Origin of the sequence: Bacillus sp. J14TS2, assembly GCF_018333015.1 — a bacterium.
In the GTDB taxonomy this organism is placed as follows: Bacteria; Bacillota; Bacilli; order Bacillales; family Bacillaceae_C; genus Lederbergia.
The window spans coordinates 297,848-311,419 of the sequence record NZ_BORE01000006.1 but is presented as its reverse complement, the minus strand read 5'-3'; the positions used below and the strand labels follow the sequence as shown (position 1 = coordinate 311,419).

Sequence of the window (13,572 nt, the reverse complement as noted above, 5' to 3'; positions counted from 1 at the left end):
TTTCTAGCCCTTTTATTATTTAAAATTTTTTGCAAGACGATTGACTTTTGAATATCTATGTGGTAAATTTTGTATTAAATAAACTTTGTTTCCTTCGGTAAACTTTCGAGTGGATATCAATTAATAGAAAATATGAGATTGTCTTTATTGGTTTTGCCGAAGATAACTTAGAATTATAATGGCTGCAATCGTATATGCTCGCTCGCATTTACCTATATTGACTGAGGAAGCAATGATGGCAGACTCTTATTGCTATAGTCTTTTTTGGGAAGTCATGAACCTTATAAGGAGGTGATGAACCAATAGAAGATCTAGACAAAGTTAGTGATTATGTCTTAGAAACTTTTGATGATTTTAAAAATAAGCTACCTGAAGCTGCCATTTCCCGTTTTGGTAGTGAAGCGGCTAATTAGTACTTGCTGGGCAAGAATTAAAGGGCGGAGATCTTCGCTGCTTCTGGGAGCGAGCTTATGATTTAAATGATCAAACAGACGACCGGAATTCGTCACTAATGATGGAACGCTGGGATTGAAAATGTTTTTTAGTAAGAAGTAATTGCGGTAATTCTTATGCCATTTGGCTCCCGGACTGGTAACCCGGGAGCTATTCGTTTTCCTCCAAATGGCGAATAACTCTCATAATGATCCCCCCTCGTATAATTAAAAATAAGATTGTTCCAATCCGCTATAAAAGAACGTATATTCCTGTTATAATTTTACTTAATAGCACTTTTTGTAAGGGGAATAAATATGAGACTAAAAAATATTAACATTAAAGAGCGAATGAAGCATTATAATGTGCCTGGTTTAAGCATTGCATTAATTGAGAATAGGCAAATTAGTGGAACCGAAAATTATGGTTTACTAGAGGTAGAAAGCGGAAGGAAAGTAAATGAAAGTTCTGTTTTGAGTGCGTGTTCTATTAGCAAGTTCTTAGTAGGAATGATTGCTATGAAACTAGTAGGTGAAGGGCTTCTTGATTTAGATGAGGATGTAAATCAAAGACTTGTAGCGTGGAAGGTACCGGAAAATGAGTTTACGAGAAATGAAAGCGTTACATTAAGGAGGTTGCTTAGTCATCAATCTGGAATTAAAGATCCTGAGGGTAGCTTTTCTGAACTGAATTCAAAAATAGGAATCCTAGTTATGGCTGAATTATTACGGGGGAAAACCCCTTATTGCCAAGTTCCTATTAAAGTACAGTGCGAACCAGGGAGCGAGTTCCACTATTCAGATGCAGGTTTTTGTGTTATTCAGCAGCTCATCGAGGATGTTACCATGAAGTCATTTGAACAGGCGGTAAATGAGGCAATATTTAGGCCATTAGGGATGGAAAATAGCTATTTGAATACAAAAATGTTAGAGGTGGGTAAAAAGGAACTCACCTGTGGTCATAATAAAAACGGTGAATTGGTAGACGGAAAGTATCCTATCTATCCTTATCCAGCTGCATCTGGGTTATGGGCAACATCTTTAGATTTAGCCAAATTAGTTCTCGAGTTATTAAATGCTCTAAAAGGAGAAAGTAAAATTGGCATTTCAGCAAGCTTAGCAAAAGAAATGATCACCCCGCAAAAAGGTATGAATTGGACTGGTTTAGGGGTGTTTCTTGAAGGCTCTGAAAATGAATTAACAATTACATCACTCGGCTGGGGAGTAGGCTTTCAATGTATGCTGGTAGCAATTCCACACTCAGAAAAAGGTGCTGTTATCATGACAAATGCAGAATTAGGCGTTCATCAAATGGAAGGGATTATAGGAGAAATATATAACTCACTTATGTTATAAATTTCCAGTTGGAACAATATAAAAGTAGCTGTAGTTAATTCACTCGCCCTATTAATTGATGAATGGAGAGAATAGTAGAATGAATACACAAGAAAATTTAAAAGTTGTGATTGGTGCAGGAGAATATGATAACAATTCGACTTGGCTTCAAACCCAAGAAACGGAATTGAATTTATTAAAAAAGGCTGATTGGGAAGGGAAGTTTACTCGGAATTCGTTAGAAGCTGTCCTAGCCGAACATGTCTGGGAACATTTAACGTATGAAGAAGGGGTAAAAGCTGCAAGGACATGTTTTGAATTTCTAAAGCCTGGAGGATATGTTCGCTGTGCTGTACCTGATGGCTTTTTTCCTAATGAAGATTATCAGCTTAGCGTACAAGTAGGGGGACCAGGACCTAAAGACCATCCAGCTGCAAGTCATAAAATAGTTCATAATTATAAAACGATTACTTCTATGTTTGAAGAGGCTGGTTTTAATGTTTTTCTTTTAGAGTATTGTGATGAAAGGGGGAAATTTCATTATAATGATTGGGATGAAGATCAAGGGTTCATTTATCGTTCAAAACGATTTGACCACAGAAACAAAAATGGAGAACTTGGTTTTGTTTCCCTCATTGTTGATGCGATAAAACCGATTTAAATCACACACACGGAAAAAGTAGAACACCCAGAAAGCCATGCCAGAATAAAAGAAAGCCTTTTTTGATTATCGAAACTAGAAGGGGCTGTCCAAAAGTCTTCGACAACGAAAAAAGGAGAAAAGATTCCTAGGCGATACGCTACGAGAATAGCATCAGCTGAAGACCCCCATAGCGAAGCGAGAAGACTGAAGCTATCCCTGAGGCAAGGGAGCCATTTTGGCGATTTTCGACTTTTGGGACAGGCACGTTATTTTATTTCTGTAAAGTTATTTTTTCGTTTTTCCACATCTAATACATTCATCTGTATAGTAGTTGTATTTATGTCTTTTTAAGAATTTACATATTAAAGCTTTTATGTTCATTTCGTAACTCCCTCAATCTTCATTTCATAAATAAGCTTATCAAATGAAGATTAGAGAGGGATTACAATCTGATTACCAACTATTTTATAAATGATGTTTGTTGTGTTACAAACCTCCGCTATTTGAAGGCTTTTTTAGGCGTGTGCTCCATAAGGGCTTATTTAGATAGAAGATAAGGGATAAGCCAAGGATATAGCCAAAAATTTTAAATTTGCCTTTTGTGTCCTCTGCCTCTTTTATGGTTACTCCCTTAATGATATATTCTTCTCCATTTAAAAAATGATATATAAGTTCCCGTTGGGTTGAGGAAAGAGGTTCCTCACTTCTTTTTTCGAATTGATTGAAATAGTAATTCTCAGGATTCCGTTCAATGTTAAATTGCTTATAATAATATCCCACGGCGGCAAAACTATAGCCAAAACCAATCAGGATGATAAGGGATATAATAATCTTTTTTCTCCATTTAGTTAGAAACTGAAATACTTTAGTCTCGGAAAGATTAGTATAACTTTCTTTAATCATTTGCTTTTTATTCCGCCCCACAACGAGTAGCAATGAAAGTAAAAATCCGATAAAGCCAAAGGCAAACTGTATTCTAGTTAATTTCCCTTTCAGTATATCTTCAAGGAATTCTTCTATCCCTCTGCCTTTTGAATGATACATACTTGAAGCGGAAGCTACATCTTCAATGGTTGCCTTTTTTCCTTCCGAAATTGTAGTTAATACTTCCTGTATTAAAATAGATTGAGTTTTGTCTGTACCAAATACCTTTAATTGAACATCCATATAGGCAATTGGGAGAACAGTGCCCACTAAGACAAAAACTACAGTTATCGAGATGACAATCACTAATCCTCTAAAAAATGCAACAAATTGATTGTATGAGCTATTTTCCGTTTTTAATAATAATAAAATGATCAATCCAATAATAGGCAAGAGTCCCCCAATAATAAACCAAAGCAACGGATGTTTCCCTTTTTTGCTGGCAAAATATGCTGTAATGAGTCCAAAGCAAATAAGGACCAAAAGTTGTACCATATTCCCTACCCCCAATTTCACATGATGAATTTCTCTTTATGTCCCTTTTTGCTTTCACCCAAGGAATATATCGGTATTTTTGACAAGGATTTAATAAAAATTAGAAGTTAATTGTTATTTCTTGGTTGATTGTTCGGTTATTAACTGTTATTATAATTTTTGTTCTAGTAAATATTCGTTTTTATCTTTAAAATGTGAACGATTGTTATTCGAGATAAGTATAATATTCCTTTTTTTAAAAGACGCTCAGGGGAGGTTTATATTTTTGAACACTTTTGGTTTTTATATGATTGTATTTAGCATCATTCTAATGCTCGCTATCTCTGTTCTAGGGTATTTATTTAGTAAAAGACAGATGAAAAACAATGATTCCTATTTCACGGCTGGTCGTAATATAACGGTTGCCTTTATGACGGCAACATTTATTGCATATGCGGTTGGTACAGGATTGATCTTTTCACCAGCTGAATCAGCGTATTTAGATGGTATGACCGCGATGATCGGATACGCACTAGCACTTTCGATTGCCTATCTTATTTTTATTCCGATTTCTCGTAGGATTAAGGAACTTCTTCCAGCGGGAAACACCATCGGGGAATTTGTAAAGGCGCGTTATGGAAATTTTATGTTTATCGTTGTTTTATTTGTGATCGTTGTTTATCTTTTCTGTTTACTTGTCGCCAACTTGATTGGTGCAGGCATTGCCTTTCAATACCTCGGTGGAATGCCTATTTACGCAGGTGTATTAATTATCGGAATTCCAGTCATGATTTATACTACTTATGGTGGACTTGGTGCAGCGATTTTTACTAATAGTATTCAAGCAATCTTGTTAACTCCATTACTATTTGTCGTTGCCTTCTTTGCCTTTCGTAATCTAGGTGGAACAAGTGCAGTGTATGAAGGTGTGGTGAAAAATGCACCAGAACTGATGAATATTTTTCATGCATCCGGTATGGAATTTGCGTTGATGATTATTATTGCAGTTTGTTCAGCTGAATTGTTAAATCAGGCGTTATGGCAACGTGTTTATTCAGCAAAAGATTTTAAAGTTGTAAAAAAAGGACTAGTGAATGCCTCGATTATGACCTTCCCAATGGCCATTATTGCCGGGGTTTTCGGACTGATTGCAATTTCTATGGGGATGGATCTGCCACATACATCGATTGGGACGGCATTAGTTGCTCATACAGTGTTACCCGAATGGGGATCAATGCTGTTTGTATTAGTTATTGTCCTTGCAACAACTTCAACGGGTTCAGATGCATTAGCCGCTTTTTCCTCGACAGCGTCACTAGATATTATGAAAAGTTTACTGCCAAATATGGATCCAAAAGCGGCGGTAAAGGTTGCACGAATCTCAACGATTGTTTTTGCAGTGGTAGCAATGCTTGTTGCATTTAAGGCACCATCAATCTTACAAATTTTACTTTTTGCTGATTTAGCAGCTGCAGCTGCAGTCGTTCCAGTTATCGCCGGTTTATATAATAGGAACATCACTGGGAAGCTGGCTGCAACAGGTACGATTGCTGGATTGGTTTTAGGGATTCCACTATATGTAATAGGGGAAAATTTATATAGCTTTGTGGTTGCGATTGTGATTTCATCTCTCATTGTATTTATAGGAGCAACTTTCTCGAAGGTAGGATACAATTTTGATCAATTAAAGGAAACGATAAAAAGCCTAGACTAAGAAAGGGTGAAGCCCATGTATTCTTTAACATTTTTCAATATACTGATCTGGATTTCACTTATTGGGTTATTGGCGGACTTTGGATTTCAGATTTGGTTTAGTGTAGCGGATTCGAAAAATAAACAGCAAAGTAAAGGGGAATGAACATGAACGCAGAACAGGCAAGAGAACAAATTTGGGCTGAACTAAGAAAAGTGGGAAAACCTGATACACGTTTTCACTGGGACTTTGCAGAGTTTATTGCGGATTATGTAGGCAGTGATCAAGGAGCGGAGATTGTTCGCGAACAGGAAGCTTATCAGCAAGCAGCGGTTGTATTTATTACCCCGGATAACAACATGAGAAAATTAAGAGAGTATACATTAAAAGATAAAAAGACATTAATTATGACGACATATGGCATTAATCGTGGCTTCCAAATCGTTCGTCCTGGGGATGTACCTGAAGGCAAGGAAGAACTCGCTTCTACATTAGATGGGATTGAGCTGTTTATAACTCCGATTACACTAGCGGAAATTAAAGAAGAGTTTAATCAAATCCCCCTGCTATTCACTGGAGCTTCTGCGATGAAACCAAATGGCCTTCGCTTTGGAAAAGGTCATGGCTATTTTGATCTGGAGTGGGGGATGATGTGGGAAATGGGCATCGTTAGTCCGGAGTCTATTGTTTTTGGTCTTGGTCATGACTGTCAAATTGTTGATGCGGAAATTGGGCCAGAGGAATATGATACTGTTGTTGATTATATCGTAACACCAACACGTTGCATCAAAACAGAAAACAACCATCCTAAACCAACATTAGGCATCATTTGGGACAAGCTAGAGGCTGGCATGTTTGAAAATATTCCTCCATTGCAAGAAGTTTATCGTTTGAAAGGGAAGTAAGTGTGCTGAGCGGACATAGTTAATGGTGAAAAAGCCATAGCGAATAGATTATCAAAAATAGAAAGCGGGCCTGTTCGTGAGACAGATCCGCTTTCTTTGGTTTAACAGAGTAAAAAATCCTATTTGTTCTATTGTTTTTATGATAAGTTGTATTGAGTGTAAATAAATTTCTAATACGGATTTTAAAAAATAGGAACGATAGACAAATCCGCACGAAATAGAAAAGAGGAAAATATGTATGCTTACGTTCGAAGAAAAGCAGGCCATTATCGAATCATATCCCCAGCTCACTCGTAAAGAAGTGTCAATGAAACGAGTGAATTACCATTATCTAGATAGTCTGTATGATAAAACGACGGTTGTTTATCATCTCCATCCGAATGGGAATGGGTTTGTCTTTGTTGGAGATTTGCAGGAGTATCAGGCAGATAAAAAGGGGTTAATTAATATCCGTGATACTTCTGAAGAAGAGCTGCGGAAAGCCATTACGGATTCGATTCAGTATTTATCTGAGGGAGAGGAAGGTGAGCAGGATTCCGTAGTGACATCTGAATCTGAGTGGCGTGACCAAGAAGGACATAGCCTAATTTTGACATGCGAAGAAATGCTTTGGAATATCTATGCGGGTTTGAACTTAGTTGAAAGCTTCACGTCCTATAACGATGCTGAAAGTTATTTACAGGAGGAAGGATTTGAGCCGGCGAAAGATTGAAACGGCTTGAGAGATGTTGAACGTCCTTCTAAGTTTGTTTAGGTCACTTATAGAAAAGGAAAAAAGATCACTCCGCTGGGTGATCTTTTTAAAATAATCATACAAATAGTTTCATAGCTCCATCCCCCCAGAATAAAATCCATCCCCATCACTTTGTATAAAATATTTCCATTTATTGAAAGCCAAATGATCTGATCGATTGTCTAATAAGTAGTATTAAAAAAATGGAGGTGAAAGGTTTATGAAAAAGCGGATAGCAGATACATAGGGCAGAATAGCGTCCCTCCAACCCTAGCAAACATAGTGACAGATATAGAGGTGGTCGTTATTAACCAATTAGTTAAAAAAGCACAAAAAGGAGACGAAAAAGCATATCTCACCCTTTTTCAACATTATCAAGTAGACATTTATCGGATCGCCTATGTATATGTGAAAAATCAGGAAGACGCATTGGATATCGTTCAAGAAACAGCTTATAAATCATTCAGTAAGATCAAGACATTGAAGAATCCAGAGTATTTTAAAACATGGGTGATCAGAATTGCGATGAACACTGCGATCAGTCATCTCAGAAAGGGAAAAAAGATTGTTCATTTGAACCCGGAATATGCTGATATGTTTGCTGCAGATGAAAAAGATGTTTCCCTGCAAATGACACTGAAAGATTTAATTGAAAGTCTAAATGAAAATGAAAAAAGTGTTGTGCTCTTAAAGTTTTACGTAGAGCATACGATAAGCGAAATTGCCGATGTATTAGACATGCCGCTTGGTACAGTAAAAACTATTTTATATCGTTCTTTAGATAAATTACGCAAACAGGTGAAAAGGGAGGATATCTATGGACAATGAAATTAAGCATGAAATGGAAAAGATTGAGATTCCTAAGGAATTGGACTCAAGGGTAGAATTAGGGATTAAGCAAGTAAAGCAAGAAGCGAAGAAAAAGAATCGGACGCCTAAATGGATCATTGGAGCAGCAGCTTCTGTTATCATCATCGGTGGAACTTATTCAATTGGCGGATCATATATTGCTGATGCAGCCGATACCTTGCTAGGGAAAGCTTTTGGTTCAGAGGAAAAAATCCAAAAAGCCTTTGAAGGTTTTCCAGAGGAAGAGGCAAAAGCTTATTTGCCGCAAATGGAGCAGCATCTAGAACTAGCAAAAGCACATCTCTCTCCTGAAGAATTTGCGGAATATAGTAAATTGATAAAGGAATCGATGGAGCTAGACGCGGAGCGGGCGAAAAATCCTCATGCAGATTATGATGAAAAATTGAATAAACTTTGGAAGGAAATAGAAAAGTACGGAATATACGCATTGACAACCCATACGGTAGAAGAGGCACAGGCATTGTCCAGCTATCCAATCAATCGACCGGCTTTTATACCAGATGGCTATGAGCTGGTTGAAGAAAGAGCGCGCACAGAGGAATCACATGTTGGGGAGGACCCAGAGGCTTTTATTCAATATAGACAAAAACAGGGTGAATTTGGTTTTTATACAATTACGAAGAAAATAGATGAAAGTAAAGAGGATGAACCAGAGTTAGTAGGATACGACCATATTGATTCGTATCAGCTAAAAGGATATGCTTTTGAGCATGCTTACGGATATAACGATGGTCTCGGTAATGTGCAGGGAATGAGAGTCACAATTCCGGAAAAAGGCTATGAAATTACCATGAGCGCAGATATATTATCTAAGGAAGAAATGGAAAAGGTATTGCTGTCAATGGTTGAATAGCGGGAATCTATATATGATGACACATAAAAACGAGTGAGGCCTCTGTTATTTGGTCCCACTCGTTCTTTTCGCTTGCTGCCTTTAAACATTACGGTTCCAATGACGATGTGCAGCTATAGCATCTATATATGCCGTAATGAAATTGTCTGTCTGATCGCCTGTTACAACCCCGGGCTCTGTTGTCACACCATTTGTATCCAGAATGTCAATGCCTTTTCCTGTTGCGCCAATTGGCTTAAAATGCTTAAATGTTTCTTGCACCATATAACTGGCTTTTTTGGTGAAGTCTTTGTTTGAGTTTTTGCCACCAGTGACATATAAACCATCAAATAGTACTGGATCACCTGTATCGAATGTGGCGGAAGCTTCTATTTCAGTTCCACTTTTTCCTTTGATTTTTCCAAGTTTCGAGCTGATTACTGTTGGATAGGTATGATTTTCCTTCAGCCCTTGAATGATTGTTTCTACCTCTTTGTCATCGTAGCCTTCATCAAGAACGACAGCGATTTTCAGGGTATCAGGTTTATGGATTGTGTTCATCTGGCTAAGGGCCGGTGAAGATTTCGTCACATCTGATCCACCAGTGGATGGTTCCTCTACACCGACATTTACCGCAACTTCCTTGGCCAGTTGTAAATTAATATGCGCAATCATCTCGACAACCTGTTGACGGATGGTCTTATCATTGACCATACTAAGCTCAAAACAGAATGCCTCTTTAATATGGCTTTTTTCTACCTCGGACATACTGTTCCAGAACATTGTCGCTTGAGAAAAATGATCTTTGAAGCTTTCACTGCGGGCTTGTATTTTCCGGCCGTCCACTTTTTCCTGATAATGCTCATATCCACCTTCTTCGACTGATGCTGTGGAAGGAGTGTTCCCAGCGATAGCATTATTATGATAGCTAGTTTTTCCAACATTAATCGTTTGCCGTCCATAGCCATCACGTTGATTGTTGTGAAATGGACAAACAGGACGATTAATCGGCAATTCATGGAAGTTTGGTCCGCCAAGCCTGATCAGTTGAGTATCTGTATATGAAAAAAGTCTTCCCTGCAGTAAGGGATCATTGGAAAAGTCAATTCCGGGCACTACACTTCCCGGATGAAAGGCTACTTGTTCTGTTTCAGCAAACACATTGTTCACGTTGCGATTCAATGTCATTTTCCCAATAATTTTCACGGGTACATCTTCTTCTGGCCATAATTTTGTAGGATCAAGGACATCAAAATCAAATGTGAATTCATCTTCCTTTGGTACCATTTGTACCCCCAATTCCCACTCTGGATAGTCGCCATTCTCAATCGACTCATGAATATCCTGGCGATTGAAATCGGGATTTTTACCATTAATTTTTTGCGCTTCATCCCAAACAGCTGAATGAATACCGAGTTTTGGCTTCCAATGGAATTTGACAAAATGAGATTTTCCTTCATCATTGACAAAACGAAAGGTGTGTACCCCAAACCCTTCCATCATTCGCAAACTTCTTGGAATAGCGCGATCGGACATCAGCCACATTACCATATGAGCGGATTCTTGGTTATTGGCAATAAAATCCCAGAATGTATCGTGGGCGGAAGCAGCTTGTGGATAACCAGTATCTGGTTCAGGCTTGACAGCATGTATAACATCAGGGAATTTAATCGCATCCTGGATGAAAAATACTGGCATATTATTGCCCACTAGATCGAAATTTCCTTCTTCCGTATAGAACTTCGTGGCAAATCCGCGAACATCTCGAGGAATATCGAAAGAACCTTTTGAGCCTGCTACTGTGGAAATTCGCGTGAACACAGGAACTTTTGCCCCCGGTTCTTGTAGGAATTTGGCTTTTGTATATGGCTTCATTGATTCATATAGTTCAAATTCACCATGTGCTCCATACCCTCGTGCATGGACAACTCTCTCCGGGATCCTTTCATGGTCGAAGTGCGTCATTTTTTCTCGAAAATGAAAATCCTCCATCAGAGTAGGCCCACGGCCTCCTGCTTTTAATGAAAATTCATCTTCAGACACTTTCAAGCCTTGGTTGGTCGTCATTTTCTCATCACGATCATCACTACGAAATTGATCCAATTGCTGATTTTTACTATTTTTGTTTACCTTGTTTTTTTCACTCATGCCGTTTTATCCTCCTGACTTGAATGATTCTATTATTATTCTGTTCCCTAAGAGCAAAATGATAAAACCTTGTTAAAATGCCAAGTTAAATAGACCAGCCGTTTTTTCTCTCTTGATAATGTATCCTACTTTTGTTCCGCAATTTCACTTTGTTTAGTAGAAGGTCGTTTGTTATAATGATTATCTATAGTAAATATTAAAGGAGTAACTGGAAATGAAATGGATTGAGAATATTAATTGGGAACAGATTTTGTTAAATATAGGGATTACACTTATTCAGCTAATCGTAACCATTATTGCTTTTCTAATTATTCGTTCTATCGGAAAGAAAGTCATCCGATCTTCTTTTTTGAAAGTGCAAAATAAAAGAAAGATGTCTGTAGCTAGAACGAAAACATTACAAGCTTTAGCGATAAGTGTCTTTTCTTATGTTTTATTCTTTATTACCCTCGTCATCATTTTAGGGATATTTGATTTTGATGCGACTGGCCTAATTGCAGGGGCAGGGGTTGTCGGCTTAGCCATCGGTTTTGGAGCACAAGGCTTTGTTAGTGATATTGTGACTGGTTTTTTTATCCTTCTCGAAAAGCAGATAGATGTGGGGGATTATGTGACAACTGCTGGATATGAGGGAATCGTTGAAGAGGTGGGGCTCCGAACAACGCAAATTCGTAGTTTTGATGGAACACTTCAATATATTCCAAATAGAGAGATTGGCTCATTAAGCAATCATTCACGTGGAAGCATGCAGGCTCTCGTAGATATCGGCATTCCGTACGAGGATAATATTGATCAAGCCATAACTGTGTTACAAGATGTTTGTGATAAAGTAAAACAAGAAAATGATAAGATTTTAGAAGGACCAGATGTTCTTGGTGTTCAAATGATTGGTCAAGCTGACATAACATTGCGCATTATTGCTAAAACAGAGAACATGGAACAATGGGGTGTAGAAAGACAACTACGTAAAGCGATCAAAGAGGCCTTTGATAAAAATAAAATGAACTCTGATCAAGTATATTTTGAAAAAGATCCAAATGAAGGGTAAGGTCATTTGCAGGATGCAGCGTGTGGAATTTTGACTTTTTAGATTAGGGAGGGTTGAATGTTTGCGCTCAATTAGAGGTGGGCGCTTCATTTGATTCTCCCGTTTTTCAATTCAGGCAGCTTTTACTAAAGTTATTCAAAGCAATCTAGTCATTTAGAATTATTTTCCAAAATTTACCATGTAAAACATTGCAATTATATAAAAAATAAAATAATAATAGAGTTGTATCTTTTTCGGTACTATTTAATAGATTATCCCTAAAAACTTAAGAAAAGGAGGAGGAGTATTGCGAATTTTATTTAGTAGCATAGTGATTACGCTTTTTTCACTAGGCTTAATGATTTCATCCGCTCTGGCAGAGGACATAGAAACTTATGAAGTTGGATCCTCTAACCTAAATGTAAGATCCTCCCCGTCTCATAGCGCACCTATAATAGGGGAACTCCAAAAGGGTGATCAGATCCGGGTTTTTGAAGAAAATGCATTTGGTTGGGTGAAGACATACTTCGGAGGCGAAGAAGCTTGGGTTGCCTCGCAATATTTGTCTAAACAATCAAGTACCACAGCTGCGACAACTACAACAGGCCAGGAAGATCAGGTTACTATCATTGATAATGATGTAAGAGTACGTACTGGACCAAGTACGGATCACGGCATTATAAAACAAGTTTCTAAGAATTCAACATATCCAATAGTCAATCAATCAAATGATTGGGTAGAAGTAAAATTAGATGATGGTTCTACTGGTTGGATTGCGATGTGGTTAACAGATATGAATGGTGAATCTGCATCGATATCTACTCCGATAGTGGAACAGTCTAAAAATACTTCTTCTTTAAGTGGAGCTAATATTGTGATCGATCCTGGACATGGTGGCGTAGACCCAGGTGCCATAGGATTAAATAATATTTTGGAAAAAGATATGACGATGACCACGGCCAATGTAGTAGCACAAAAACTACGTGATGCTGGTGCCACAGTCATTATGACAAGGGATAATGATTATTATGTATCATTAGAAAATAGGACTCAGGTAAGCAGGGACTATAATACCGATGTTTTTATTAGCTTGCACTATAATGCTCATTCTGCTCATAATGTCGGCGGGATTGAAACACATTACTATACGGGCGGAAATAGCTATGAACTAGCGAAGGAAGTCCAAGCAGAATTAGACAGCAGTACACCACTGAGAGGACGCGGGATTCAACAGAGTGCCTTTCAGGTTATTCGTGAAAACAATGCCCCTAGTATTCTAGTAGAACTTGGCTTTATCACGAACCCTAATGAGTTAGCCTTTATTCAAACTCAAGAATATCAAAACAATGTGGCAAATGGTATTGTTGAAGGAATTCGTCACTACTTTGCTCAATAAATGGACTAGATTATACATTATTTGTAATGCCCAGAATATAATAAATTATTGTCAATAATATTGGAGTTGCCCTAACAGATCAGTGAAAAATGATCTGTTAGGGCAGCTCTTTTTTGTCTGTTGTCATATTTTGTAGAAGAAATATTTAAAAAATAGATTGC

The 13,572-nt window shown here is 37.8% G+C and carries 11 protein-coding genes; 9 read left to right on the top strand and 2 right to left on the bottom strand.

The features are described 5' to 3' along the window. Positions 1-749: 749 nt before the first annotated feature. On the top strand, positions 750-1,787 hold the full coding sequence (locus KI375_RS11580; RefSeq protein WP_212973643.1) for a serine hydrolase domain-containing protein: 1,038 nt from the start codon (positions 750-752) through the stop codon (positions 1,785-1,787). A gap of 79 nt (positions 1,788-1,866) precedes the next feature. Beyond that, positions 1,867-2,427 (top strand): class I SAM-dependent methyltransferase, encoded by a 561-nt coding sequence (locus KI375_RS11575; RefSeq protein ID WP_212973642.1) that lies wholly within the window; start codon positions 1,867-1,869, stop codon positions 2,425-2,427. Positions 2,428-2,895: 468 nt separating this feature from the next. Here the strand turns inward: KI375_RS11575 and KI375_RS11570 are convergent, their stop codons facing one another. Further along, a complete protein-coding gene (locus KI375_RS11570; RefSeq protein ID WP_212973641.1) occupies positions 2,896-3,828 on the bottom strand; it encodes a hypothetical protein in 933 nt (310 codons plus the stop codon). Positions 3,829-4,093: 265 nt separating this feature from the next. Here KI375_RS11570 and KI375_RS11565 point away from each other — a divergent pair, with 265 nt between their 5' ends. The 5 genes from KI375_RS11565 (at position 4,094) to KI375_RS11545 (ending at position 8,861) form a co-directional block, all read left to right on the top strand. Next, positions 4,094-5,521 (top strand): sodium:solute symporter family transporter, encoded by a 1,428-nt coding sequence (locus KI375_RS11565; protein ID WP_212973640.1) that lies wholly within the window; start codon positions 4,094-4,096, stop codon positions 5,519-5,521. Positions 5,522-5,667: 146 nt separating this feature from the next. Continuing rightward, positions 5,668-6,405: a 5-formyltetrahydrofolate cyclo-ligase gene (locus KI375_RS11560; RefSeq protein WP_212973639.1), complete on the top strand. Its 738-nt coding sequence runs from the start codon at positions 5,668-5,670 to the stop codon at positions 6,403-6,405. Positions 6,406-6,643: 238 nt separating this feature from the next. After that, a complete protein-coding gene (locus KI375_RS11555) occupies positions 6,644-7,117 on the top strand; it encodes a hypothetical protein (protein ID WP_212973638.1) in 474 nt (157 codons plus the stop codon). 303 nt (positions 7,118-7,420) lie between these two features. Continuing rightward, entirely contained in the window at positions 7,421-7,966 is a 546-nt protein-coding gene (locus KI375_RS11550) for a sigma-70 family RNA polymerase sigma factor (protein WP_244852554.1), read from the top strand. Next, positions 7,956-8,861, top strand: a complete 906-nt coding sequence (locus tag KI375_RS11545; RefSeq protein ID WP_212973637.1) for a hypothetical protein — start codon at positions 7,956-7,958, stop codon at positions 8,859-8,861. Before KI375_RS11550 ends, KI375_RS11545 begins: the two co-directional genes overlap by 11 nt. An 81-nt stretch (positions 8,862-8,942) precedes the next feature. Here the strand turns inward: KI375_RS11545 and KI375_RS11540 are convergent, their stop codons facing one another. Then, positions 8,943-10,988: a catalase gene (locus KI375_RS11540; protein WP_212973636.1), complete on the bottom strand. Its 2,046-nt coding sequence runs from the start codon at positions 10,986-10,988 to the stop codon at positions 8,943-8,945. A 214-nt stretch (positions 10,989-11,202) separates the two neighbouring features. On the opposite strand from KI375_RS11540, the gene KI375_RS11535 reads away from it, so the two are divergent. Together KI375_RS11535 and KI375_RS11530 are read left to right on the top strand one after the other, a co-directional pair. Next, positions 11,203-12,036 carry a mechanosensitive ion channel family protein gene (locus KI375_RS11535; RefSeq protein WP_212973635.1) on the top strand — a complete coding sequence of 278 codons (834 nt, stop codon included), beginning with the start codon at positions 11,203-11,205 and terminating at the stop codon, positions 12,034-12,036. A 286-nt stretch (positions 12,037-12,322) separates the two neighbouring features. After that, positions 12,323-13,411 carry an N-acetylmuramoyl-L-alanine amidase family protein gene (locus KI375_RS11530; RefSeq protein ID WP_212973634.1) on the top strand — a complete coding sequence of 363 codons (1,089 nt, stop codon included), beginning with the start codon at positions 12,323-12,325 and terminating at the stop codon, positions 13,409-13,411. Positions 13,412-13,572 lie beyond the last annotated feature (161 nt).

Bases quoted from the DNA above. Each gene is read 5' to 3' on its own strand.
- KI375_RS11580 (WP_212973643.1), top strand. From the start codon at position 750: ATGAGACTAAAAAATATTAACATTAAAGAGCGAATGAAGCATTATAAT.
- KI375_RS11575 (WP_212973642.1), top strand. From the start codon at position 1,867: ATGAATACACAAGAAAATTTAAAAGTTGTGATTGGTGCAGGAGAATAT.
- KI375_RS11570 (WP_212973641.1), bottom strand. From the start codon at position 3,828: ATGGTACAACTTTTGGTCCTTATTTGCTTTGGACTCATTACAGCATAT.
- KI375_RS11560 (WP_212973639.1), top strand. From the start codon at position 5,668: ATGAACGCAGAACAGGCAAGAGAACAAATTTGGGCTGAACTAAGAAAA.
- KI375_RS11555 (WP_212973638.1), top strand. From the start codon at position 6,644: ATGCTTACGTTCGAAGAAAAGCAGGCCATTATCGAATCATATCCCCAG.
- KI375_RS11545 (WP_212973637.1), top strand. From the start codon at position 7,956: ATGGACAATGAAATTAAGCATGAAATGGAAAAGATTGAGATTCCTAAG.
- KI375_RS11540 (WP_212973636.1), bottom strand. From the start codon at position 10,988: ATGAGTGAAAAAAACAAGGTAAACAAAAATAGTAAAAATCAGCAATTG.
- KI375_RS11535 (WP_212973635.1), top strand. From the start codon at position 11,203: ATGAAATGGATTGAGAATATTAATTGGGAACAGATTTTGTTAAATATA.